The sequence below is a fragment of the Okeania sp. SIO2C9 genome (assembly GCF_010672455.1).
In the GTDB taxonomy this organism is placed as follows: Bacteria; Cyanobacteriota; Cyanobacteriia; order Cyanobacteriales; family Microcoleaceae; genus Okeania.
Genome location: NZ_JAAHGO010000016.1, coordinates 153230 through 177840, shown reverse-complemented (window position 1 = coordinate 177840; position 24611 = coordinate 153230). Strand labels below are relative to the sequence as shown.

General features: G+C 35.9%; 24 protein-coding genes. 14 read left to right on the top strand and 10 right to left on the bottom strand.

Annotated elements, in window-relative coordinates; all coding sequences use genetic code 11:
• The first annotated feature begins 343 nt into the window (after positions 1 to 343).
• Entirely contained in the window at positions 344 to 1687 is a 1344-nt protein-coding gene (locus F6K23_RS15805; RefSeq protein ID WP_293157125.1) for a tetratricopeptide repeat protein, read from the top strand.
• Between the two features lie 21 nt (positions 1688 to 1708).
• Here the strand turns inward: F6K23_RS15805 and F6K23_RS15800 are convergent, their stop codons facing one another.
• The 6 genes from F6K23_RS15800 to groES all read right to left on the bottom strand — a co-directional run bounded on the left by F6K23_RS15800 (position 1709) and on the right by groES (position 6560).
• Positions 1709 to 1945 carry a hypothetical protein gene (locus F6K23_RS15800; RefSeq protein WP_293157122.1) on the bottom strand — a complete coding sequence of 79 codons (237 nt, stop codon included), beginning with the start codon at positions 1943 to 1945 and terminating at the stop codon, positions 1709 to 1711.
• 252 nt (positions 1946 to 2197) lie between these two features.
• A complete protein-coding gene (locus F6K23_RS15795) occupies positions 2198 to 3400 on the bottom strand; it encodes an RNA-guided endonuclease TnpB family protein (protein ID WP_293157119.1) in 1203 nt (400 codons plus the stop codon).
• A gap of 215 nt (positions 3401 to 3615) precedes the next feature.
• Entirely contained in the window at positions 3616 to 3873 is a 258-nt protein-coding gene (locus tag F6K23_RS15790; protein WP_293157116.1) for a hypothetical protein, read from the bottom strand.
• Positions 3874 to 4029: 156 nt separating this feature from the next.
• Entirely contained in the window at positions 4030 to 4179 is a 150-nt protein-coding gene (locus F6K23_RS15785) for a hypothetical protein (RefSeq protein WP_293157113.1), read from the bottom strand.
• A 118-nt stretch (positions 4180 to 4297) separates the two neighbouring features.
• Positions 4298 to 5932 carry a chaperonin GroEL gene (groL, locus tag F6K23_RS15780; protein WP_293157110.1) on the bottom strand — a complete coding sequence of 545 codons (1635 nt, stop codon included), beginning with the start codon at positions 5930 to 5932 and terminating at the stop codon, positions 4298 to 4300.
• 316 nt (positions 5933 to 6248) lie between these two features.
• Positions 6249 to 6560 (bottom strand): co-chaperone GroES, encoded by a 312-nt coding sequence (gene groES, locus F6K23_RS15775; protein ID WP_124147414.1) that lies wholly within the window; start codon positions 6558 to 6560, stop codon positions 6249 to 6251.
• A 174-nt stretch (positions 6561 to 6734) separates the two neighbouring features.
• Here groES and F6K23_RS15770 point away from each other — a divergent pair, with 174 nt between their 5' ends.
• From F6K23_RS15770 to F6K23_RS15750, 5 genes are all read left to right on the top strand, one after another.
• The gene (locus tag F6K23_RS15770) at positions 6735 to 6893 is read left to right on the top strand and encodes a hypothetical protein (protein ID WP_293157107.1); all 159 of its coding nucleotides are present in this window, start codon (positions 6735 to 6737) and stop codon (positions 6891 to 6893) included.
• 177 nt (positions 6894 to 7070) lie between these two features.
• Positions 7071 to 7586, top strand: a complete 516-nt coding sequence (locus tag F6K23_RS15765) for a ferredoxin (RefSeq protein WP_293157104.1) — start codon at positions 7071 to 7073, stop codon at positions 7584 to 7586.
• Positions 7587 to 8015: 429 nt separating this feature from the next.
• A complete protein-coding gene (locus tag F6K23_RS15760; protein WP_293157152.1) occupies positions 8016 to 8666 on the top strand; it encodes a response regulator transcription factor in 651 nt (216 codons plus the stop codon).
• A gap of 600 nt (positions 8667 to 9266) precedes the next feature.
• On the top strand, positions 9267 to 9782 hold the full coding sequence (locus F6K23_RS15755; RefSeq protein WP_293068798.1) for an NYN domain-containing protein: 516 nt from the start codon (positions 9267 to 9269) through the stop codon (positions 9780 to 9782).
• Between the two features lie 335 nt (positions 9783 to 10117).
• A complete protein-coding gene (locus F6K23_RS15750) occupies positions 10118 to 11743 on the top strand; it encodes a 2-isopropylmalate synthase (protein ID WP_293157101.1) in 1626 nt (541 codons plus the stop codon).
• 640 nt (positions 11744 to 12383) lie between these two features.
• On the opposite strand, the gene F6K23_RS15745 is transcribed toward F6K23_RS15750, so the two are convergent.
• Positions 12384 to 14630, bottom strand: coding sequence for a mechanosensitive ion channel family protein (locus F6K23_RS15745; protein ID WP_293157098.1), 2247 nt, complete (start codon positions 14628 to 14630; stop codon positions 12384 to 12386).
• Between the two features lie 344 nt (positions 14631 to 14974).
• Here F6K23_RS15745 and F6K23_RS15740 point away from each other — a divergent pair, with 344 nt between their 5' ends.
• From F6K23_RS15740 to F6K23_RS15720, 5 genes are all read left to right on the top strand, one after another.
• The gene (locus tag F6K23_RS15740) at positions 14975 to 15280 is read left to right on the top strand and encodes a BMC domain-containing protein (RefSeq protein ID WP_124143536.1); all 306 of its coding nucleotides are present in this window, start codon (positions 14975 to 14977) and stop codon (positions 15278 to 15280) included.
• Between the two features lie 141 nt (positions 15281 to 15421).
• Complete coding sequence (locus tag F6K23_RS15735) at positions 15422 to 15772, top strand: carbon dioxide-concentrating mechanism protein CcmK (protein ID WP_287274684.1); 351 nt, start codon at positions 15422 to 15424, stop codon at positions 15770 to 15772.
• A 735-nt stretch (positions 15773 to 16507) separates the two neighbouring features.
• On the top strand, positions 16508 to 17491 hold the full coding sequence (locus F6K23_RS15730; protein WP_124143538.1) for a hypothetical protein: 984 nt from the start codon (positions 16508 to 16510) through the stop codon (positions 17489 to 17491).
• 212 nt (positions 17492 to 17703) lie between these two features.
• A complete protein-coding gene (locus F6K23_RS15725) occupies positions 17704 to 18018 on the top strand; it encodes a hypothetical protein (RefSeq protein ID WP_293157095.1) in 315 nt (104 codons plus the stop codon).
• A 6-nt stretch (positions 18019 to 18024) separates the two neighbouring features.
• Positions 18025 to 18318, top strand: coding sequence for a CPBP family intramembrane glutamic endopeptidase (locus F6K23_RS15720; RefSeq protein WP_367267713.1), 294 nt, complete (start codon positions 18025 to 18027; stop codon positions 18316 to 18318).
• A 799-nt stretch (positions 18319 to 19117) separates the two neighbouring features.
• Here F6K23_RS15720 and F6K23_RS15715 read toward each other — a convergent pair.
• From F6K23_RS15715 to F6K23_RS15705, 3 genes are all read right to left on the bottom strand, one after another.
• The gene (locus F6K23_RS15715; protein ID WP_293157092.1) at positions 19118 to 19279 is read right to left on the bottom strand and encodes a hypothetical protein; all 162 of its coding nucleotides are present in this window, start codon (positions 19277 to 19279) and stop codon (positions 19118 to 19120) included.
• Between the two features lie 56 nt (positions 19280 to 19335).
• Entirely contained in the window at positions 19336 to 20901 is a 1566-nt protein-coding gene (locus F6K23_RS15710) for a mechanosensitive ion channel family protein (protein ID WP_293157089.1), read from the bottom strand.
• 1447 nt (positions 20902 to 22348) lie between these two features.
• A complete protein-coding gene (locus F6K23_RS15705) occupies positions 22349 to 23299 on the bottom strand; it encodes a MoxR family ATPase (RefSeq protein ID WP_293157086.1) in 951 nt (316 codons plus the stop codon).
• A gap of 144 nt (positions 23300 to 23443) precedes the next feature.
• Here F6K23_RS15705 and F6K23_RS15700 point away from each other — a divergent pair, with 144 nt between their 5' ends.
• The 3 genes from F6K23_RS15700 to F6K23_RS15690 form a co-directional block, all read left to right on the top strand.
• A complete protein-coding gene (locus F6K23_RS15700; RefSeq protein ID WP_293157083.1) occupies positions 23444 to 23650 on the top strand; it encodes a hypothetical protein in 207 nt (68 codons plus the stop codon).
• A gap of 196 nt (positions 23651 to 23846) precedes the next feature.
• Positions 23847 to 24185: a hypothetical protein gene (locus F6K23_RS15695; protein ID WP_293157080.1), complete on the top strand. Its 339-nt coding sequence runs from the start codon at positions 23847 to 23849 to the stop codon at positions 24183 to 24185.
• 246 nt (positions 24186 to 24431) lie between these two features.
• Positions 24432 to 24611 (top strand): hypothetical protein (locus F6K23_RS15690; RefSeq protein ID WP_293157077.1); only part of this gene is annotated, 180 nt, incomplete at its 3' end.

Genomic DNA, 24611 nt, shown 5'->3' with positions numbered 1-24611 from the left:
ATTAGGAGGAAAAATTTTCAACACTTTAATCAGACAAAAATATTTAGAAGCAATACTGTTCCGGAACACTTATAACCAATGCTTGCTTCATTCATTAAAAAGCTGAAATTCTCAAATGCTCATAGCTGATGATTAGGAGGAAAAATGTTCAACACTTTAATCAGACAAAAATATTTAAGACCAATACTGTTCCGGAACACTTATAACAAATACTTGCTTCATTCATTAAAAAGCTCAAATGCTCAATTGCTCAAATGCTCATAGCTTATTATTAGGAGGAAAAATGTTCAACACTTTAATCAGACAAAAATATTTAAGACCAATACTGTTCCGGAACACTTATATGGCTAAATTACTTCTTGCTTATTCCTTGGCTTTAATTGGAATAATTTTCCCTCATCATTATGTTTTAGCTCAAACCACTACGGAATATTATGCTGCTGTGAGTGAGGATAATATTATTAATAATGACTCGGAAAATCAAGATGCTTCTGTTTATTTTAATCGGGGTGTCGAAAAATATAATGATGGAAATATTCCCGAAGCTTTGAATGATTTTAGTAAAGCTATTGAGCTGAGACCGGATTTTATTGAAGCTTATTATAATCGTGGTATTTTACGAATTGAATTAGCAGACTATCAAGGAGGAATTGAGGATTTTACTAATGTAATTAATCTCGATCCTAGTCGCATAGAGGCTTATTATAATCGTGGAAATATTAATAGTATTCTTGGCAATTATCAAGCAGCAATTCCAGATTTTAATAAAGTAATAGAATTAGAGTCAAATTTATTTTATGTCTATAGTAATCGTGGTGTTGCTCGCTCTGGAATAGGAGACGAACAAGGTGCAATTGCAGATTTTTCTAAAGCAATAGAATTAGAGCAAAATGCTGTAGATGCTTATAATAATCGGGGAATTATTCGGCGGAAATTAGGAGATTATCCAGGAGCGATCGCTGATTATTCTAAAGTAATTGAACTGAAACCTAATGATCCTCAAACTTACTTTAATCTGGGAGTTGCTAGGACTGAATTTGGAGATAAACAGGGTGCAATTGAGGATTATAATTGGGCAATTCAACTTAAGCCCGATTATGCTGAAGCTTATCTAAATAGAGGTAATATTTGGCAAAATTTTGGAAATTATCAGCAGGCAATAGCAGATTTTTCTCAAGCAATTAAATCAAATCCTGAATTAGCAGATGCTTATAATAATCGGGGTAATATCCGTCGTTTATTGGGAGACGACTGGGGTGCAATTATTGATTACGACCAGGCGTTAGGAATCAAACCAAATTTACCAGATGCTTACAATAATCGAGGCAATGCTTATAGTGCTTTGGGAAATTATCGGGAGGCAATTTCTAATTATAATCAGGCTTTGAAGCTTAATCCAGAACTATTTTTGACTTATCATAATCGGGGTGCTGCTTATTTAGAATTAGGAGATTATGAAGTGGCTTTAGCAGACCTTAATCGAGCCATTGAATTGCAGCCTAATTTTGCTAATGCTTATGAAAGTCGTGGAATTTTATATGAGCAGTTAGGAAATTTGCCAAAAGCTCTGGAAGATTTACAGAAAGCTGCTGAATTGTTTGTAGAAGAAGAGAAAAATTTAGAGTATGAAAGGGTTAAAGAAGTTATTGATAAAATTGAGCGGAATGCTGATATTAAATCAATTTAATTCTGCTATATTTGTTTGGCTTTAGTAAGTTTCAACAAAAAGTATGGAAATTTTCCCTACAGCTTCAAGTCCCAAAGCTTCAGGAATATGATTACGAGCAATGCGTGGAGTACCATCTATTGTCTCCCATTCTAGGCGCATTTCAGATGCAAGTTTGCCAAATAGTTTGATATAGGTATAGTCAGTCCAGTAGGCAGGTGACTCTCGAATTTCAGCAATAAAGCGAGCATAGGGCAACCGTTCATGTTTATTCCTCAAACGAGCCTCTAACCACTGATGTAGTGCTTCACTGTCAGCTTTTGTGTAAACTCCTTGGATAACAGTGTATGCCTGGGCATAAAAACCTTCGGTGGCAAACCACTTAAGAAAGTCTTTGATCTTGTCTTGCGTTCCATTGGGTAGCCTTCTTTCTGTGAGAAGTTCAAAAGCAAGATCAATAAACTCTGATACCTCTAGAACTTTATGATAGGGGCTTTTGACATCCTCTCCGGCCTGAAGGCGCGGAGATTCCTACTGAGCCGTAGCTCTTCGGTGGGTTGACGTTTCTTTGGCTGCTGCTACTTTGGCAGTAGTCTTATGCTTGCCTCCACGTCCATTTTTTGTCTCGGACTGCCCGCCCGCGACTAATATATTTATTGCTGCATTTTCGTCTCTATCATGCTTACTTCCACAATTGAGACATTCCCACTCCCTAATTGAAAGGTCTAACTTGCCACCTTTAAATCCACAACAAGAGCAAATTTGAGATGTGGGTTCCCAACGACTAATCACTCTAAAATCACGACCGTATTTTTCTGCTTTACCTTCTAGAAGTATCCTGAATTGTCTCCAACCTAAATCAGAAATTGCTCTGGATAATTTACGGTTTTTCACCATTCCAGAAACGTTCAAATCTTCTAAAACAACTGTTTGGTTTTCACGAATTATTTCAGTGGATAATTTATGGATAAAATCCATTCTAGTATCTTTTAACTCGGCATGAAATTTAGCCACTCTCAGTCTAGCTTTTTCATATCGTTTTGACCCTCTAGTTTTGTTAGATAATGACTTACTTAACTTTCTTAACTTCTTAATTCGTTTTTTGAGTGGTTTAGGAGCATCAACCTTTGTACCATCACTAAATGTAGCAAAGGTTTTGATACCTAAATCTATACCTACTGAATTATCAGTTTGAGGCAAGATTTGGGCACAAGTTTCTACTACAAAACTTAAGAAATACCTATTAGCTGAATCTTTGATTACTGTTACTGATGATGGAGTAGCAGGTAACTCTCTTGACCAAACTATTTTCAGCTTTCCTATCTTGGCTAAATAAACTTTGTGTTGACCAACTTTAAAACCTCCTTTTGTAAACCTAGCAGTTTGCTTTGACTTTCTACTTTTGAACTTAGGAGGTCTTATAGGCTTACCTTTCCTCTGACCTTTAGTTGACTTAAAAAAGTTTTGATATGCCTGGTTTAAATCATTCAAAGATTGCTGCAATGGTATAGCAGAAACTTCTGATAGCCATTCTCTATATTTAGTCTTTTTAGCTTGAGTAATAAAGAGTTTTTGTAGCTCAGAATTAGTGGGTTTCTTTTTTCCTGATTTGTACTTTTCTTGGGAACAAGCTAGACTATCATTCCAAACCACACGAACACAACCAAATAGCTTGGCTAATCGGTGTTTTTGTCCCGGTGTTGGATAGATACGATACTTAAATCTAGCTTTCATAACCTGACTTTCAAACTAACAACATGATAGCATACTTATCAAAGAAAAACCAATTTAAAAGTCCCCCTAAAAGGGGGAGGCTTTAAACCCAATTTTCTGGTAAAGCTTTTCGCATCAGTCGTACAGCGACAAAACCAATTCCTTTAGCTACTAACTTAGTAATTCCAGAGTAGCGTTAGGATTACGTGTTCATGAACTCACTTGCGATCGCTACTCTATTGAGACTTTCCCCACACCTTATTACGATAGACAATTCTTGAAAAACCGTCAACTTTATAATTTGGTTCATAGTATTTAAAGCAGTTAAATACTAAACTACCAATAAAAATAACATCAATATTAGGATCGCGTAATGCTTTAAGAGTTTCTGTTTGATACCAATATATAGATAAATTAGGAGGTGATTTTACTTCTTTCGGTATCAATACTGTTTCTGAATAAACAGGTTGAAGAGTAATTTTATAGTTAGACATAATCATTATTTATTAAAATTTTGTGGTTTTATATGGCTACAAAAAAGTGTTATGACATTAATAAAATTGAAGTCCTTTATAACCAATAATTTTGAGACCAATTCACTTTTTTTACTTCTGACTTCTGACTTCTGTAAGACGTTCCATGGAAAGTCCCTATTGTGGTCTACCCAAATGAAAACCTCTGTAAAACTTAAGACAACGCAATATTCTTCCTTCTTCCTTCTTCCTTCTTCCTTCTTTCTTCTTCCTTCTTCCTTCTGCTATAACAAAACCACCCCCAATCAATGGAGGTGGCCCAAACACAATACACACTATTTACAGCAGTCAAAGGAAAGGAGGCGGATAGATCGAGAGCTGAAAACTAAGACAACATAATATTTTCCTTCTTCCTTCTTCCTCCTTCCTTCTTCCTTCTTCAAATCTAGTAATCGAAATCTCCGCCGCCCATACCAGCGCCAGCAGGAGCACCTTCCTTAGGTTCAGGTTTGTCAACAACAATACACTCAGTTGTCAACACCATACCAGCAATAGAAGCAGCGTTTTGTAGAGCAGAACGAGTTACCTTAGCAGGGTCAACAATACCAGCTTCAAACAAATCTATAAACTCGTTAGTAGCAGCATTGTAACCAGTATTAAAATCTTTCTCTCTCACGCGCTCGGCAATCACAGCACCGTTCTGACCAGCATTTTCAGCAATGCGCTTCAGTGGAGCTAACAAAGCACGACTAACAATTAAAGCACCAGTTAACTCTTCAGCTTGCAAGTTATCATTTGCCCATTTTTCTAGATCGGGAGCTAAGTGAGCTAGGGTTGTACCGCCACCAGGAACAATACCTTCTTCTACAGCAGCTTTAGTTGCGTTGATAGCATCTTCCAAGCGTAACTTGCGGTCTTTCATTTCTGTTTCAGTAGCAGCACCAACCTTGATTACAGCTACCCCACCAGCTAACTTAGCTAGACGCTCTTGTAACTTCTCTTTGTCGTAGGAAGAATCAGTTTCTTCCATCTGACGGCGAATTTGTTCGCAACGAGCTTTAACTTCTTTTTCGTTACCTTCAGCAACGATGGTAGTGTTGTCCTTGGTGATGTTGATGCGACGAGCTTTACCAAGCATATCTAGTTTGGTGCTTTCTAGTTTCAAACCAGCATCTTCAGTAATAACTTGACCGCCAGTTAATACAGCAATATCTTCTAACATTGCTTTACGGCGATCGCCAAAACCAGGAGCTTTCACTGCAGCTACATTCAACACACCCCGCAGACGGTTAACAACCAGAGTAGCTAAAGCTTCCTTCTCAATATCTTCAGCTAAGATTAATAAAGGTTTGCCAGAACGAGCTACTTGTTCTAATACTGGTACTAAATCTTGTACTAAAGCAATTTTCTTATCAGTAATTAGAATCATGGGTTCTTCGAGTACAGCTTCCATCCGCTCCATGTCTGTTGCGAAGTAGGGAGAGATGTAGCCTTTGTCGAAGCGCATACCTTCAGTAATTTCTAGTTCGGTCTGCATTGACTTCCCTTCTTCTAAGGAAATTACGCCTTCCTTGCCTACCTTATCCATTGCTTGGGCAATCATATTACCCACTTCTTCGTCATTACCAGCAGAAATGGAACCAACTTGAGCGATCGCCTTAGAATCTTCAATTTGACGAGCGTGAGATGCAATTTTTTCTACTAAGTAGTTAGACGCTTTGTCAACACCGCGCTTGATGGCGATGGGGTTAGCACCTGCAGCTACGTTCCTTAGACCCTCTTTGACAATTGCGTGAGCTAAAACGGTAGCTGTAGTAGTACCGTCACCTGCTGCGTCATTGGTTTTAGAAGCTGCTTGACGAATTAGGGCAACCCCTGTATTTTCAATATGGTCTTCTAGTTCGATTTCTTTAGCGATGGTAACACCATCATTAACGATTTGAGGAGCGCCAAATTTTTTCTCTAGAACTACATTTCTACCTTTCGGACCGAGTGTTACTGCTACGGACTCAGCCAGAATATCCATACCTCTTTCGAGAGCGCGACGAGCATTTTCGTTGTAGATAATACGTTTAGCCATAGTTGTAATTCTTATTGATTAGTAATTGTGGATTTGACATCTCCAGGGGTTGAAACACCCTGAATTCTGTGTAAAAAAACACCACAAAAGGGATAAATCCACTTTTGCTTCCAGCCTGTCAACAGACTTCTAGACTCCTCGGGATAGACAAAAATCTATCTGTGAGCTTGCTTTGAGAGTGGTTTCACTCAAGGTATTGGAGCAATCTTCTCGCTGCTCTATTTGTTATTTTGTTGATAATTGTTGTTTTAGCACTTTGGCAAACATCAAATAGGTCGAAGAAGTTTGCTAGTGCTATGGAACAACTTGATAATTCTTAGTTAACAATTGCGAGAATATCTTTTTCTGCAAGTAGCACATACTCATCGCCACCGAGTTTGATATCTGTTCCAGCGTATTTGGAGTACAGCACTTTGTCTCCGACTTTAACTTCCATTTCTGCGCGGGAACCATCGTCATTACGCTTACCAGGACCAGCAGCAGCAACTTCTCCTACTTGGGGTTTTTCTTTTGCATTGTCAGGTAGAAGAATACCACCTGCTGTTTTTTCTTCAGCTGCACTGACTTTGACAAATACGCGATCGCCTAAAGGCTTAACGGTAGAAACACTTAGTGTTACGGCTGCCATTTTTTTCCCTCCAGATAAATTTTATTATTGCTGAGAGGCTAGAATCTGAAGCTAAATTACTGGCTTCGTTTGATTTTTTAGCACTCTCACTACCTGAGTGCTAATTTAGCTGAATAGGAGTTGCTATTGCAACTGATGAAACTGTACGGGTTCCCGAACTGAGGGATTTGGTTTTTGGTGGTGGTGCATAGTAATGGTAAAGGAAGCACCGGGAGTGTGGGGGGATGGGGAGATGGGGAGATGGGGAGAGTGGGAGTGTGGGAGAAATTAAAGAATGTGTATCCTACCATTACCATGCAGGACTATCGAACTTTTAGTCAAAAGTCTAAATAAAATCGACAAAAAGACAGTCCTCTCAATTGAATTGAGCTTTTTAAATTAGGACAGTAAACTAAAATTATCTGAGTAGATCGAGAATTTTACTGTCAAAGTCATTTATTATTTAAAATAAGACATTTGACAAAAAGACAATATCCTTAGAAGTTCGTTGGAAGGTGTGTCGAAAATTTTATGGCAGACAATATATCATCTCAAAAAACCGAGAAATCTAATGGGACTAACTTCCAGAGCGCCGAATCCCAGGAAAATGCTCGACAGGACGATATTGACCAAGATATTTGTCAGGAATCTCTTGGTGTTTGTATCCAATCTCTGGGACTAAGTAAAATTCAGCGACATATTTTTATTTGTGCTGACCAAACAAAGCCTAAATGTTGTTCAACAGAGGCTGGTTTAGAGGCGTGGAATTATCTCAAAAAACGGCTCAAAGAGTTAAAACTTGACCAGGTTAACACTGATTTACCTGGCTATATATTTCGTACTAAAGCTAACTGTTTACGAGTTTGTTGTCAAGGTCCAATCATGGTTGTTTATCCTGAAGGAGTATGGTATCATTCCGCAACTCCTCCTGTAATTGAAAGAATTATTCAAGAGCATATAATAGGTGATCGAGTTGTAGAGGAATATGTTTTTCTCACTCATCCTTTGCCGGAATCAATGATTATTTCATCAAATAGCCTTAGTTGATTCATTCGCTGATACTCAGAAATTGTGGACATTTACTTGACGGACAAACTCAAAAGTTAAAAGTTAACAATTAGTAACTAATAGTTATCAATATAAATTCCAATAACATTAGTAGCCAATACTGTCAAATTTTCATATATTATTAAAAGTAGTGGAAGTTATTTTTCACAAATACAAAACTATTACCTAGTTATATATCTAAAATATTATAGAAGTATTGATTGAATCTAAAATCTATAATAGATAGAAGCATAATTTCTTTAGTTAGAGAGTTTAGATGCAGTCCCAGCCCTGTGGGTAGGGACATATATTAATTTAAAAGAAAGTAGCAAACTCGCCCTACTTCTTTAATCTTTTATGAAAGATGTGGTTTATACCAGTCTTTGAAGTTAATGTTTGCGGGAATTAAACAAAGTGAGTTCTTCAATTATGAAGGAAATTAATACTACAGACCAAAGACGGTTAATGTTGGTTGACGATGACCCTAATTTAATCTTATTAGTCAAGGATTATTTAGAATTTCGTGGGTATCAGGTAACAACGGCAGAAAATGGCCGAGAGGCACTAGAAAAGCTGGAAAATGAAATTCCTGAGCTAATTATATGTGATGTGATGATGCCAGAAATGGATGGCTATACCCTTGTGCAACACATCAGAGAAAACCCAGCTACAGAATGGGTTCCAGTTCTATTTCTATCTGCCAAAGGTCAAAGTCAAGACCGAGTCAAAGGTTTAAATACAGGAGCTGATGTCTACATTGTCAAACCATTTGAGCCTGAAGAACTCGTAGCTCAAGTAGAATCTTCCCTGAAGCAAGCTTCTCGCCTAATTAAACATCAAAATTCTGGCATAGTTAGTAATGGGCCAAAAATCAAGGTGCGCAGAAACGTAGAATTAACTCCCACAGAGTTAAAGGTAGTCCAACTTGTAGCCCAGGGGATGGCAAATCGTGACATTGCACAATTGATGGAAGTTAGTCAAAGAACGATTGAGAGTCATGTAAGCAATATGCTTGGTAAAACTGGTCTACACAATCGGACAGAATTAGCTCGTTGGGCGATAGAAAGCAAAAAGGCTTAGGTATAATCACCCAGGAATTTATCGGGGTGTAAGTCTTTATCTTGATGGAATTTGTATATTTGAGGGCTGTAATTTTGTACTGCCCCAGTTTTTCTATATTCCGAATTTTATATATAGCAGTCGAAGGATAAGGGCGCGGACATATCAAAAGTTTAAAACTCAGACAACGCAAGATTTTTCCTGATTACTTCTTCCTTCTGCTATACATAGTTTTTATTAAGTCAATTGTTTTTGATTTGACTGAATTATTAGAATATTGGACGAATCAAATATTCAAAATATGGCCTTAATGAAGAATTATTGTCTTATATTGAAGATCTAGAAGGGGATCAATTAATTTAATAAGCATAAAAAGTATTTTTTTACAGAAAAAAGACTAAAATAGATAGTATATAACTACTAAAATTATTAAAATTATGAGTAGAGAAAAATATTATCGGTTTATGATATAAGGGTGATTTTTTGCAGTTTAAATCTGAAACATACAAGTAATAATATTAGTTTATCTAAATTAAAAATAATTGCATTGATGATAGGAATATTACTAAAATAATAGATTTAGACTGAATTATCTAAAATTAATATTAAACTTAAGTTTCTATGAATAATTCCAAGAACCGTCTTTCTATATTTGTTGACGGGAATAATATGTTCTACGCTCAACAAAAAAATGGTTGGTTTTTTGACCCTAGAAGAGTATTAGAACATTTCAATAAACCAGAAGTCAAACTAATAAATGCTTTTTGGTACACAGGTTTAAAAGACCCACAGGATCAAAGGGGATTCCGAGATGCTTTAATTAGTTTGGGTTATACAGTACGCACTAAAATTCTTAAAGAATATTATGATGATGTTTCAGGTCGCTATTCTCAAAAAGCTAACTTAGATATTGAAATTGTAGTAGATATGTTTAATACAGTAGACCAATATGACCAAGTAGTTTTATTTAGTGGAGATGGGGATTTTGAAAGAGCTATTGAGCTACTACGTTCTAAAAATACTCATATAACAGTTGTATCAACAGAAGGAATGATTGCTAGAGAATTGCGAAATGCCACAGACCAATATGTAGACTTAAATGATATTCGCGACCAAATAGAAAAGGCAGAATATTAATTAATAATTAATAATTAATAATTAATAATTTAAGAAGGAAAAAAAATCAATTTCTTTTAGAATACACTAAGTCAGAAGGCAGGAAGTATTAAAGAAAAAATCTCTGCTTGAAAACTTAAATACCTTGCTTGAAAACTCAAAAAAATTAGAATAATTTACGTTTGAAAAGGGTTTCGGTCTGGAATGCTCCGCAAATAGATACCTAATTATATGCGTGAATTTTTAAGCTGATAGCTGATAGCTAGTTAATTTAAAGTATATGAACTAAATTGTAAGACAAGGTAAGATTAAAAAAAGCTCAAAGCTAATTGCTGTAAACTATAAAGGTAAAAATAATGACAAGTAATCAAGACAGAATTATTATTTTTGATACGACTCTCCGGGATGGGGAACAATCTCCTGGGGCGGCTCTCAATATAGATGAAAAATTGACTATTGCTCGGCAACTATCTCGCCTGGGAGTAGATGTGATTGAAGCTGGTTTTCCCTACTCTAGTCCTGGAGATTTTGAAGCAGTACAGAAAATTGCTGAGACAGTGGGTGTAGAAGGAGGCCCAACAATCTGTGGTTTGGCAAGAACGACTCGTGCAGATATCGAAGCAGCAGGTAAAGCTCTGAAACCCGCAGTTAATGCTCGTATTCATACTTTTATTGCTACTTCCGATATTCACTTAGCTTATAAACTCAAGAAAACTAGAGAAGAAGTATTAGCGATCGCTCCTGAAATGGTGGCCTATGCTAAAACTTTCGTAGATGATGTAGAATTTTCACCCGAAGATGCAGGTCGCTCTGACCCAGAATTTCTCTATCAAGTATTGGAGGCGGCGATCGCTGCTGGAGCAACTACGGTGAATATTCCCGATACTGTTGGTTATACGACACCTACTGAATTTGGGGCACTCATCCGAGGTATTAAGGAAAATGTACCCAATATTGACCAAGCGATTATTTCTGTTCACGGTCACAACGACCTCGGTTTAGCAGTCGCCAACTTCCTCGAAGCTGTGAAAAACGGCGCTCGTCAACTGGAATGCACTATTAACGGTATCGGTGAGCGAGCTGGTAATGCTGCTTTGGAAGAGTTAGTTATGGCATTGCACGTCCGGCGACAATATTTCAATCCTTTCCTTGGTCGCGCACCAGAGTCAGAAGCACCACTTACTAAGATTGATACTCGTCATATTTATAAAACATCTCGTCTGGTTTCTAACTTGACAGGAATGTTTGTGCAACCAAACAAAGCTATTGTCGGTGCTAATGCTTTTGCCCATGAGTCAGGTATTCATCAAGATGGAGTACTTAAGAATAAGCTTACTTATGAAATCATGGATGCTGAGTCTATCGGTTTGACAGATAACCAAATAGTCTTGGGTAAACTTTCCGGTCGTCATGCTTTCCAAACTCGTCTCAAAGAACTTGGGTTTGATATTTCTGATGAAGAGGTGAATAAAGCTTTCCTCAGATTTAAAGATTTGGCAGACAAAAAGAAAGAAATTACAGATTGGGATTTAGAATCTATTGTTAACAGTGAGATTCAACAACCACCAGAACTCTTCCGTATAGAGTTGGTACAGGTTTCCTGTGGCGATCGCTCTCGTCCCACTGCCACGGTTAGTATCCGAACTCCTAATGGGGAGGAATTGACTGATGCTGCTATTGGTACTGGTCCTGTGGATGCTGTATACAGGGCAATTAACCGAGTGGTGAATGTGCCTAATGATTTAATTGAGTTTTCTGTGCAGTCGGTAACTGCTGGTATTGATGCTATTGGAGGAGTGACTATTCGTTTGCGTCATGAAGGACGGGTGTATTCTGGTCATGCTGCTAATACTGATATTATTGTGGCATCAGCTCAAGCTTATATAAATGCTTTAAATCGTTTGTATGTAGCTTTGCAAAGTGATGTGGAGAAAATACATCCGCAAAAGAGCGATCGAGCGGTGGAAGTAGTAAGTAATTAGGGTTTGCGCTCATAAAGTATTTTTGCTGGGGTAGGATACAGGAGACAGGAGACAGGAGACAGGAGGAACGGGGAATGTAGAGGAGGTAGGAGCTAAGTTTTGTCTCTCAATTTTTCTGCCATAATCGTCCCAAAATACTAGCATGCATGAGTTTTTTCCATTCCAAAGCTGGTACTTTTTTCAAATCTAAAACGCTAAAACCAATATCAGTCAATACTTTTAGAATTAATCAGCAAGCCCTAATTAGGGTTTGCTGAAAAAATCTTTTGGTAAGGGTAGGAGTCAACCCACCCCCAGTCTCTCCCAGGAGGGGAAGTCAGGAGGACTGAGTCAGGAGTTAGGGGAATTACAGCGGTTTTCATTTCGGTAGACCACAAGTAAGGACGTTCCATGGAACGTCTCTACAGGGTTTTGATTGTGAAGATGTGGTTCATCAATTTGAAAAGCGCTGTAATGGGGAGTGTGAAGAGTGTGGGGAGATGGAGACCCACCCCTAACCCCTCCCAGGAGGGGAATGTTGAGAAAGATTTGGCAATGACGCATCGGTTGGAACATTTATTGATACCGAACCAGAGCGGATTTGGTATCAATTATTTCTCCCTACTCCCCTACTCCCCCACTCCCCCACTCCCCTACTCCCTCACTCCCCACCTCCTAGAGCTGAAAGATATGAATTGTCTCCTTTGTTGCGATCGCTATTAGTATTGTTAGGATAATTTTGAAGATTCACAGACTGTTGCGGTACACCAATAGCAATACCTTCTTGGTCAAATGCTTGTTTAATTCTGAGGCGGAATTCACGTCCCACTGCAAACTGTTGTATTGGTGCAGTCTTAATCCAAATTTGAATTAAAATGCCTGTGTGCGAGATATTATCAACTCCTAGAATTATTGCAGGTTCGAGAATTTTATCTTGCCATTCAGGTTCGTTTCGCATTTGCTCTGACACTTCTTCAATCGTATTTAGTGCTTTCCTAGCATCTGCACTGTAGGCAATTTCAACTCGAAAGTCTACCCGAGACCAATCTTTTGTCAAGTTTTGCACCACCTCAAAACTACCATTAGGAATAGTAATGAGTCGCCCTTCTGCTCCCCTCAGTTGAGTCAGATAAAGATTTATATGTTCTACAAGACCTGTTACATTACCTATTTGAACTACATCTCCAACAGCATACTGATCCGTCCATAAAATCAAGCAACCGTTAATCAGATTATCCACTTTAGCTTTGAAAACGTAAGTTAACGTTATACCAATAATTCCTATTCCGGCAAGAGAAATACCTATCGCTTGTACAGTAAATAAAATGGCTATTGAGTATATCACAACACTTGTTGCTTGTTTGAGTGCGCCTGAATAAGTATTGACTCGCATGGTATATCTTTCAGGTACTAGAGAACCTTGTTGTGCTTGTGTTGCCCACTTATCTAACCAAAAGTCTATTAAGAAGTAAGTAGCTTTATCTGTAATGCTGGCAATTACCCATATTAGTAAAAATTGTACATATTGTGTTAAGAGAAAAGAATATAAAGCCCTAGTTTGTGGGAACATAGCAACAATTAAACTAATTCCTCCCACCCAGATAAATACTTGTGCCCACATTAAAATTTGCTCGAGTAAAACAGTAATATTTTTTTGTTTCTTTAAAAGAAACTGTCGTTTTAGAGAAACTTTTGGCAATGCTGACCAGATGTATTCTAACTGATTCAAAAATGCTAAAGGTGCATTTTCAACCATTGCTAGTAATATACTGAGAGATGTAATTTCTAGGTTTGAATGTAGTAAAGATTCTTTGTTGAAATTAATTGATGATTCTGCTGCTTGAGTATTGGCTGTATTTGCAGTAGATTGATAATTTTCTATAGATTTTTCTTCGGGATTTACTTGTAGAGATTGCTCTAATTCTTTAATTTTTTGTTTGAGCAATTCAATTTTAGCTTTCAAGCGTTTTTGTATCCACTTTAATACCGAGCTAATAATTATCATACTAGCAATAATTATAGAAACTTGAGCGATGATAATATATAGTTTTTTCTTGTAGTATTCTCTTTCTTTTAAAGCATTACTCAATTCTTGAAGAATGCGATTTTGCCAAATATTTGCTAGCTGCAATTCGTTATTAGCAAAGTTGGCAACTACATCATATTTTGTAACTGTGAGTATGGTTTGTGTTGTTAATCCTGGTTGTTCTGGCGCATAAATAACTGTTAAATTATTCAGAGTTCCTACTTCAATTTTGGGTGTTTGAGGATGAAGATTTAGACTTTGATTTGTGCCTTGACTATTAATATTATCTTTGCGGATAATATCAATATTTGGTGTGATCTTTTGGATTCTTGTCTGAAGTTCTTTTGCCTTGGGAGTTAATGTCGGTTTTGCAAGCAATGGTTGGTCAAAATCAGATGGTTTTTCTGGTAATTGATTATTAGATGTAGGGGTTGAATTTGGAGGTGATGAGTTTGGTATTTTACTATTTTTTGACTGTAGTACTATCTTTAAAACTTGTTGAAGATTAATTTCTACAGTTTTTGCTCTTTGCTTGGCAGTAGAAATAGCACTTTGATTCTCTTCTGTATTAGCTGATGGTGCAGCGACAGTAATTAAAGGTCTGCCATTAAACCAGACTTTACTACACATTAAATTACCACATTTATATGGTCGATTAAACCAATCAAAAATTGGTCCTTGATTTTCCGTTTGCTGTATATTTGGCAGGAATGGTATTTGTGCCCAACCTAGAGATGACCAAGTAATTGTGATGCCAAAAGTTAATAGGGTAACTAGAATAAATTTTACTACTGAATTAATTTTGCTATGGTTTTTACTCGCGATCGCTCTCATATTATTCTGAAAATTTTTGATGAATTGATATTTGATTATATTGTGCATAAATTAATTAAATAACAACAACCTTAAAAGCAATAATATCTGACAACTTTAAATTAAGTTAGTGACTGAAAATTTATGTTCAATAGCCTCCCTTTTTAAGGAAAAAAAGAGAATATTCCAGATTTCAAGGCTCCTTATTGCAGAGGTACTGATAACTGTTAACTGATAACTGAAATGACACTATATTCTATATTTTTCAGGAAAATTTAAAAGAGATCGAATATAGATAAAAATGCTTATAGTCCGGTATAATTGATTGCTTTTTTATCAATTTATATATACAGCATCAGCCATTAGGATTACAATTATATTGATTTATTTTTGCAGAGTACAGGAGTATTTCTATGCCAGAAGCAGTAGGTCTCATAGAAACTATTGGTTTTCCCAGTATATTAGCTGCTGCAGATGCTATGGTCAAAGCTGCGCGAGTTACCTTAGTTTACTACGGTATAGCTGAAAGAGGCCACTTTGTCGTGGTAGTTCGGGGACCAACTTCTGAAGTTTATCCTTCAGTCCAAGCTGGCATTGAAGCAGCAGAAAAAGTCTATGGTGGTATTGTGGACAGTCACTATATTGTTCCTAATCCCCCGGAGAATGTAGAATCTGTATTACCACTAAGTTATACAGAAATTAGTGAACAATTTAGATGAATATTGTCCTAAACTTATTGATAGCTCAAATTAATATTATTGATAATTTGGCTGAATATATAGTTTAGTTATGATAGACATCTAAAATTTTTACAATTAATTGCAGAGATTAATTCTTAACTTAAATTTAGGAGAAATATAATGGCACAACAAGCTGTTGGAGCACTGGAAACTAAGGGTTTTCCAGGTATTTTAGCTGCCTCAGATGCAATGGTAAAAGCAGGTCGAGTCACTTTAGTGGGTTATATTAGGGTTGGTAGCGCTCGGTTTACTGTTCAAATTCGAGGTGATGTTTCGGAAGTAAAAACTGCTATGGATGCAGGAATTGCTGCAGTCGAAAAAGTTTATGGTGCAACCTTGGAATCTTGGGTAATTATTCCTCGCCCTCATGATAATATTGTGGCTGTTTTACCAATAGATTTTAATCCAGGTGTTGAAGAATACCGCCAACGAGTAGAAGGAATAACTGTACCAAGATTGCCTAATAGGTAGATGAATTTTGACTAATTAAATATCTACATAATTCTATTTTAAGCCGTCCATAAGACTATAGTATGACCAAGAGTTACAATTTTGGTTAGTATTAAAAAATATAGATAGTGGACGGTACTATGGAAGCATGATTTGAGTAGCTAGTTTGGATTAAATATTAGATTTTAGGTATTCAATAATTAATAATTATCTGTATAAAAAAAGATTGGTGAATATTTTTTTTTGATTTATTTATGCAAATAATAAGAGGCTTTAAACCTTAATGATTAGATAATTATAAAAAATCAATAACCAGAACACATAAAACTATCACAATTAATTAGGAAACTATATATTCTGTAAAAATAAAACCAAAATTAGTGAGATTTTAATAGTGAAAATTGAAAAAGTAATAAGTGAACATTTTCATTCAATATGCTATTGTTAAAATAAGTAGAATTGAATCTCTGTAAAAAATATTGAATTTATCTATTGTTGACAATTAAAAACAAATCGAATGGAATTTTGATTGAGAATAGCCACAATGAGTAAAGACTATGACAGCAGGATAGTCTTTATTTATTGTAGCTAATTTCCTATTGAATTTTGTGTAGGTAGCGCGAGTATATAGCAAAAAAACTAAAATACAGATAATAAAGTCTGAAACTATTACTACTGTTACCTACTTTCTAATTCCAAAAGATTTTCTAAACAACCCTGTCGAGGACTGCTATATATTGAATCTTATCTGAAGCTATGGATACTTGGATTATACAATTACACCGCTCTACTAATGAAATCACTTTTTTGGCAATTAGTGCCTTGGCAGCAATAATTTTTTGCTTTTGGTTTATCCCTATTGCTACAGATACTATGGTAAATTCTGCAGCAGGTTTAGCTGAAAAATATTTAGGTAAAAATCAACGCACAATAGTAATCAATTCTAGTACAAATAATCCTGAATTATTTTTGATGTTGCTATCATTGAGTCTCGGTAGGTTAGGAGGTATAGCAACTCCTCTAGGTTCAAATTTTGCCAATATTTATCTAATGTTTATTGTGGCACCAATAATTGTTATAGGTAAATGGGTATTTTTAGGAAAAATATCTAATATCAAAAATTTTATCGAAATTCTTAATAAAGAAAAAATGCTATTTTTATGGCATTTTTCCATGTCATTATCAATGTTTGCCTTTGCTACTACAGCTTATTGGTTTATTACTGGTGAATCGGAATTTGCACCTTTGCCAGAAGTCATAGATTCCCGAACTTTACCTTGGGTAATTGTTGGTGGTATAACTTGTTTAGCAGGTATATTTGTCTTTTTTCTTTATGAAAAACAGTTTAAGCAAAAAAGACCTGAATTATTTGAAGATATTAATGCAGATGATTATGAAGCAAGTTGGTGGAAGTTTATTGTAGGCACGGCTTTATTGATATTATTATGTTATATTTTAAATACATTATTTATAGCTTGGACTGAAATTTATGATGATTTACTGACTAAATTGTTTGGTGATTCAATCTTTGCAGGATTGCATTATTTTTTGGGAAGTTTAATATCATCTTTACCAGAAACAATTGTAGCTGTGAAAAATTATGAGCGTTTAACTTCACCAGATTTAAACACAGCAATGGCATCAGCTAGTCAGTCAAATATGACTAATTTGGGAATAGGTTTTTTAGGTAGTGTTTTAGCAAGTTTACTATTGGCTATAGGTATTAATTATCAGTTATAAAATTCAGTTATCGCCTATAGTTATACTATATTCTCAAAAACTTTTATACATTTTCGCATTGCAGGTGGAGTGGGGGAGTCGGTAGGGACTTTGCATGCAACGTTCCTACGGTGAGGGAACCCACCCCTAACCCCTCGTATAGCATTACTTTTGGTAAGCTGATAGCTGACTGCTGATAGCTGAACGCTTACCTCATTAAAAATCACAGATTTATGAGCTACAAAAATAAATTATTTTGGGTTTTGTGGTTAATAGGTATGGTCGGAGTATTATCTTTATTGTTGATCGATATACCTCTACCAGAAGATAACAAATTACCTCCTTTATGGATAATTAAACTGTTGACTTTATTCCAGCAAACTGTGTTGTTATCTATAACAGTAATTATTGGAGTTGCTTTAGCTGAAAAAGTTAAATTATCAGCACCTTTAGCAGAAGCGATGGCTAAGAAAAATCCACTTATGCCAGTAATTAAACCACAGATATTACCAGGTATAATTGGAGGTTTCATCGGAGGTTTAGCTTGATCATTCATTGCCTTATTATGGCAACCATTTTTACCTTCAGACTTTGTAACTAAAACTTCGGAAATATCCAACAATTTACCATTTATAACCTGCATTTTATTTGGAGGTATTACCGAAGAATTATTAATGAGATGGGGGTTAATGACATTCCTAGTTTGGATAGGATGGAAAATTTTTCAAAGAGGAAAAGGTAAACCCCAAGGGCGATACTTTGTTATGGCAATTTTGTTGTCATCTTTATTATTTGGAGTCGGACATTTACCGATAAATTATGGTTTACAGCGGTTTTCATTTCAGTAGACCACAGTAGGGGCGAATGCCATTCTCCCTTACAGAGTTTTGGTTATAACGATGTAGTTTATCAATCTGAAAAGCGCTGTAAAGCCTCCCCTTTTACAGCGGTTTTCATTTGGGTAGACCACAGTAGGGGCGATTTCCTACGGAATGCTCCGCAAACGCGAATCGCCCCTACAAAGTTTTGCTTGTGAAGATGTGGTTCATCAATTTGAAAAGCGCTGTAAGGGGAAAAAAGAAAAAAATTTTCCTTTCAGTCAATCCTCTCCTTGGAAAGAAGAGGTAATTATTAATTATTAATTGTTGAACCATAGCTTTTTCATTTCAAAGTCAGTTCATTAATGGATAATGGATAATGGATAATTGATAATTACCTCTGGTTAAAACCGCTACGGAATTGAATATAAGGAGATATTATTTCTTTTCTCTTGGTCTCATGGATATGGCGAGGTCTCCTCGCCATCCCATCCTAACGGACTGCTCCGCAAACGACCGCTGTCTTGGTTGATTGGATATGGCGAGGGGACCTCGCCATCCCTCAACCGCTTTTTCCCCTTAAAAGGGGAGGCTTCAAGGCGCGAATTATTTAATTATTAATAATTAATAATTAATAATTCGGTAAATGGGATATTTATTTCCTATATTATTACGATTAATTCATTATTTGGTTTAATTCTCGGATATCTGTATTGGCAAAAAGGTTTAGAGTCTGCAATGTGAGCTATTGGAATAGCTCATATAGTTTTAGTAATAGTGAATCAATTTAGTTAGTCGAGCGACTGATAACGAAGTTGTTATATTATGTCTACTGAATACCCATAAACTCCCCGGTAGTCCTGCATGGTAATGGTGAGGATATATATTTTTTAATTTCTCCCACACTCCCCACACTCTCCATCTTCCAACACTCCCCACACTCCCCACACTCTCCATCTTCCCACACTCTCCATCTTCCCACACTCCCCACACTCCCCTACTCCCTACTACCTGCTTACAAATATTAAATTAATTTTGCACAGGTACTTAATTCCGCTGCTCTTTACCAGTCAAATTAACTTTTTTCCCATTGCTTCCCTGCTGGAAAAACTGCATCAACATCGCTTCCATTCGTGGGGATAAATCAATTGGTAAATTCCCAGACCGCAAATGCAAGTCCTGTTGCGGAAACGGAATCTCTATCTGACGCTCCCGCAATATTGCCTCGATCTTAAAATATAAGTCACTCCTAATAATTTCCTGTTTGCTCGGTTCCGCTGTCCATACCCGTAACTCGAAATTTAGAGAACTATCTCCAAACTCAATAAACAACACCTGGGGTTCTGGTATCGATAACACATCGGGATAAGATGCTGCTGCTGCATCTAATAAAGCTTGACGTACTGCCTCTACATTAGATCCGTAAGCAACTCCCACTGGTAACCGCAACGCCGAAACTGGATGGTCATGATCCCAATTTATTAGCTCCGCCTCCAAAAACCGGGAGTTAGGTACAATAATAGACACATGGTCGAAAGTTTTGATCATTGTACTGCGGGCGCCAATGCGTTCAACCGTGCCTTGATATTCTCCAATTTCTACAAAGTCGCCCACCTGTATCGGTCGCTCAAACAATAATACCAAACCACTACCAAAATTTTTAGCAATATCCTGGAAACCTAAACCAATACCAACGCCAAACGCACTTGCTAACAAGGTAATGGAACTCAAGTCTAGACCCCATACTTGCAATAGTACCATCACACCAATAGTGATTAAACTGTATTTGGTCATAGTGGCGATCGCTTCTTGAGCGCCTCGGTTAATTCCGGTTACTCGCAAAATGCGCGATTTTAAAATATTAGTTATTCCACCAACACCAATTATTAGTGCCCACACTAAACCTACTAAAATTAATAGATCGGGTACAGAATATGTTTGATTTCCCAAATGAATTACTGGAGAAGTAAAGGTGGAAATTAAGGTATCGGTAAACTGATAACTAAACTGTCGAGTTAGGGGAAATTTATTAGTAATATACAAAATTGTTCCTACCCATAAAGCTATTCTCGTAACTAGCAAACTTAAACTAATTAATATAGATAAACTTTTGCTCTCTTCAGGATGAGCAATGCCATGATTTCCCAAAAAAAACAATATAACTTGATATAAATATTTTCGCCATACTAACTTTAATAGCCAGTTTATTGCTATGGCCACATTAATAATTAATCCTACTTTAATTAATGTGTTTCCCATAAATTTTAAAGAGCGTTCTTTTTGAGCTATTTTTACTGAATCCTCAATTTTTTCTGCCCAAATTTCTGTTTGCTCTTTGAGATTGCTTCCTGGAAAAACATCTTTTTGAGTAACAGTTAATAGATAGGTGTCATTTAACCAAATTGTTGGTAGTTTTTCATCTGTTTTGACTTTTAAATGTATAGGTTTTGATGATGAAACTACGGTTGATAACTTTTGTTCAATTAATTCGGCTCTTTTCTGGGCAGTATATTCCCCTACACTGCTAATTTTGAGTATTGGTCGCCCATCTAAAACTACTGGAGCTGTAGAATTTTTAAATTCTACTAATGCTGCTCCTGGAGTAAATATCATTAAGCTACTGAGGATAAGCGCGATTGTGCTAAATATAATAAATTGAAGTATTCCTGATTGACGAGATTTATAATTATAGTTATAGTTATTTTTTACAATCACTCTTTTTTCCACCCTTTCGTATTTTAATATACAATAATATAAAAAATCTATAAATTTTGAATTAATTGTAACACAATATAGGACAAGTTCATAGAAGTTTGGTTTTCCATGAAAATCATTAATTCCTACACTGTTTTACTAATTGAATTGGATACATATATAGTGGAACAAGAGTATTGGGTATAGTTCCGGAAAAAAGTAATATTTTTTTTATTATTAATAATTGGTAAATGGTAAGTTTTGATCTATAAATTATTAGTCAACATAGCAGAAGAAAAAGAAGAAAGAGGGAAGAAGGAAGAAGGAAGAAGGAAGAAGTAAAAATATTACGTTGTCTGAGTTTTAAGCTCCCGATCTGTCTTAACTTTTCCTTCGACTGCTATATCTTAAGATTAAAATTTTAATTATCAGTTTTTTCGATGGAATCTCAAAACTCTGATAGTATATTTTTTTTGTTCAATAATTAATAATTAGAGGATTGAATCAAAGGGAAAATTCTGTTTGTAGGATAACATCCTATGGTGTAGCTAGGGAGATATTTTTGGTCTTAATTATTCGGTTTAATTAATATTGAAATATCACTTTGAAATTCATGGCGATCGCCAATCAACTTAATTCAAAATTATCACTTCTAAGCTTCTAATACCAAGGGTAATATGGGTGCATCTCATATTTGCAAAAATGCTTTTTTCCTATAGAACCCATTTGAGGTCTATATAATTATGGTAGTCAAGTCTTTTCGCGCATCAATTTTGACCGAAAATCATCTGAAGGAGTGTTGAATTTTTTGTATGATCACGAACCCACATCTTTCCTCTTCCCTCTTCTCTCTTCTCTCTTCCCTCTTACCTCCTGTCTCCTGTCTCCTGTCTCCTGACTCAAGGCTAAAAAAACTTGATATTTATGAAGATACGCTTAGGGGTTCTATATATTCCTTATTCCCTATTCCCTATTCTCTATTCCCTATTCCCTGTTGCCTAAAAGTGATAAATTTTTGGCTTTATTCAAAATTGAGATGCACCCGGTAATATCATGTCCGGAGAAGAGCGCGATCGAACTCTGTTCCAGTTACAAGTTAACGCAGTTGTGCGTCAGCAAACAAAAAACTTTCTCTTTCTTCTTCTTTCTTCCCTCCTGACTCCTGACTCCTTCGTCATTTATTTATAACTTTTCAACCGGACATGATATAAAAAAGAATGCTAAAAAAGAGCTGCTCTAATTCATTATTAGACAGCTATCTCTATCATTTTCCCCTTTTTTTTCAATATTTACTCCTTCTTCCTTCTTCCTTCTTCCTTCTTCCTTATTCCTTCTTCCTTATTCCTTCTTCCCTCTTCCTTACTTATTACCTTGGTACTGAAACTTGTTTCAATATAGAATTAATTACACTATCAATTAGTATTCCATCTAACTGCGCTTCAGGTTTCAAAATTAACCGATGACGTAATAGAGGTAATGCCACTGTTTTAATATCATCTGGAGTTACATAATTTCTATTATTTAACCAAGCTTGTGTTTTACTGGTTTGTAACCATGCTACTGTCGCTCGTGGAGAAGCACCCAAAGCTACATCTGGATGTTTTCTGGTTTGCTGAACTAACCCTAATAAATAATCTAATATTTTTTCTTGAACGTTAATTGCTTCTATTTTTTGACGAGTGAGAATTATTTCTTTGACTGTTGCGATAGGTTGAATTTGATTTAATTGAATACTTTTTGTAGCAAAACCTTGTTGAACATTGAACAACATTTGTTTTTCTGCTGCTCTGTCTGGATAATCAATAATAATCTTGAATAAAAATCTATCTAATTGTGCTTCTGGTAATGGATATGTACCTTCAAATTCTAGGGAATTTTGAGTAGCAATTACCCAAAATAAATTTGGCAATGGCAAAGTTTCTCCATCTAATGTTACTTGTTGTTCTGCCATAGCTTCCAGTAGAGCTGCCTGGGTTTTTGGTGGAGTACGATTAATTTCATCTGCTAATAATATTTCTGTAAAAATCGGACCTTTTTTTAAGGTAAAGTTGCGACTATTGAGGTCAAATACATTAGTTCCTAAGATATCTGATGGTAGAATATCTGGTGTTAGTTGAACTCTGCTAAATTCGGCTTGAATTAATCTAGCTAATACTTTGACTGTGAGAGTTTTTCCTGTGCCTGGAACTCCTTCAATTATTACATGACCTCCAGTTAACAGGGCGATTAATAATTGTTGAATAGGTATATTTTGACCGACAATTATTTGATTGATAGTCTGAGATAGTTGAGTAAATATTGAGTTAGTTTGTGTCATATTAATTCAGTTATTAGTATATAAAGGAAGAAGGAAGAAGGAAGAAGGAAGAAGTTTTATGGTTTATCTTCCGTTTTTATCTGATTTTGTACCATTTGCCAAAAGTCATCTTACCGTAGAAGGAAGAGGGAAGAAGTTTTATTATTGCTCTTGCGTATTTATCTGATTTTATACTATTTGCCAAAAGTCATCTTATCGCAGAAGGAAGAAAGAAGAAGTTTTATTATTGCTCTTGCGTATTTATCTGATTTTATACTATTTGCCAAAAGTCATCTTATTGCAGAAGGAAGAAGGAAGAAGGAAGAGGGAAGAGGGAAGAAGTTTTATGGTTTATCTTCCGTTTTTATCTGATTTTGTACCATTTGCCAAAAGTCATCTTATCGCAGAAGGAAGAAAGAAGAAGTTTTATTATTGCTCTTGCGTATTTATCTGATTTTATACTATTTGCCAAAAGTCATCTTATCGCAGAAGGAAGAAGGAAGAAGGAAGAGGGAAGAGGGAAGAAGTTTTATGGTTTATCTTCCGTTTTTATCTGATTTTGTACCATTTGCCAAAAGTCATCTTATCGCAGAAGGAAGAAAGAAGAAGTTTTATTATTGCTCTTGCGTATTTATCTGATTTTATACTATTTGCCAAAAGTCATCTTATCGCAGAAGGAAGAGGGAATAACCGAAGCTGGAAGAGGGAAGAAGTTTTATGGTTTATCTTCCGTTTTTATCTGATTTTGTACCATTTGCCAAAAGTCATCTTATCGCAGAAGGAAGAGGGAAGAAGTTTTATGGTTTATCTTCCGTTTTTATCTGATTTTGTACCATTTGCCAAAAGTCATCTTATCGCAGAAGGAAGAAAGAAGAAGTTTTATTATTGCTCTTGCGTATTTATCTGATTTTATACTATTTGCCAAAAGTCATCTTATCGCAGAAGGAAGAGGGAATAACCGAAGCTGGAAGAGGGAAGAAGTTTTATGGTTTATCTTCCGTTTTTATCTGATTTTGTACCATTTGCCAAAAGTCATCTTATCGCAGAAGGAAGAGGGAAGAAGTTTTATGGTTTATCTTCCGTTTTTATCTGATTTTGTACCATTTGCCAAAAGTCATCTTATCGCAGAAGGAAGAAAGAAGAAGTTTTATTATTGCTCTTGCGTATTTATCTGATTTTATACTATTTGCCAAAAGTCATCTTATTGCAGAAGGAAGAAGGAAGAAGGAAGAGGGAAGAGGGAAGAAGTTTTATGGTTTATCTTCCGTTTTTATCTGATTTTGTACCATTTGCCAAAAGTCATCTTATCGCAGAAGGAAGAAAGAAGAAGTTT

Excerpts from the sequence above, each read along its gene's own strand:
- F6K23_RS15740 (WP_124143536.1), top strand. The coding sequence starts at position 14,975 with ATGCCAGAAGCAGTAGGTCTCATAGAAACTATTGGTTTTCCCAGTATA.
- F6K23_RS15805 (WP_293157125.1), top strand. The coding sequence starts at position 344 with ATGGCTAAATTACTTCTTGCTTATTCCTTGGCTTTAATTGGAATAATT.
- groL (WP_293157110.1), bottom strand. The coding sequence starts at position 5,932 with ATGGCTAAACGTATTATCTACAACGAAAATGCTCGTCGCGCTCTCGAA.
- F6K23_RS15795 (WP_293157119.1), bottom strand. The coding sequence starts at position 3,400 with ATGAAAGCTAGATTTAAGTATCGTATCTATCCAACACCGGGACAAAAA.
- F6K23_RS15735 (WP_287274684.1), top strand. The coding sequence starts at position 15,422 with ATGGCACAACAAGCTGTTGGAGCACTGGAAACTAAGGGTTTTCCAGGT.
- F6K23_RS15765 (WP_293157104.1), top strand. The coding sequence starts at position 7,071 with ATGGCAGACAATATATCATCTCAAAAAACCGAGAAATCTAATGGGACT.
- F6K23_RS15730 (WP_124143538.1), top strand. The coding sequence starts at position 16,508 with ATGGATACTTGGATTATACAATTACACCGCTCTACTAATGAAATCACT.
- F6K23_RS15710 (WP_293157089.1), bottom strand. The coding sequence starts at position 20,901 with ATGATATTTACTCCAGGAGCAGCATTAGTAGAATTTAAAAATTCTACA.
- F6K23_RS15790 (WP_293157116.1), bottom strand. The coding sequence starts at position 3,873 with ATGTCTAACTATAAAATTACTCTTCAACCTGTTTATTCAGAAACAGTA.
- F6K23_RS15725 (WP_293157095.1), top strand. The coding sequence starts at position 17,704 with ATGAGCTACAAAAATAAATTATTTTGGGTTTTGTGGTTAATAGGTATG.
- F6K23_RS15745 (WP_293157098.1), bottom strand. The coding sequence starts at position 14,630 with ATGCACAATATAATCAAATATCAATTCATCAAAAATTTTCAGAATAAT.
- F6K23_RS15705 (WP_293157086.1), bottom strand. The coding sequence starts at position 23,299 with ATGACACAAACTAACTCAATATTTACTCAACTATCTCAGACTATCAAT.
- F6K23_RS15760 (WP_293157152.1), top strand. The coding sequence starts at position 8,016 with ATGAAGGAAATTAATACTACAGACCAAAGACGGTTAATGTTGGTTGAC.
- groES (WP_124147414.1), bottom strand. The coding sequence starts at position 6,560 with ATGGCAGCCGTAACACTAAGTGTTTCTACCGTTAAGCCTTTAGGCGAT.
- F6K23_RS15755 (WP_293068798.1), top strand. The coding sequence starts at position 9,267 with ATGAATAATTCCAAGAACCGTCTTTCTATATTTGTTGACGGGAATAAT.
- F6K23_RS15750 (WP_293157101.1), top strand. The coding sequence starts at position 10,118 with ATGACAAGTAATCAAGACAGAATTATTATTTTTGATACGACTCTCCGG.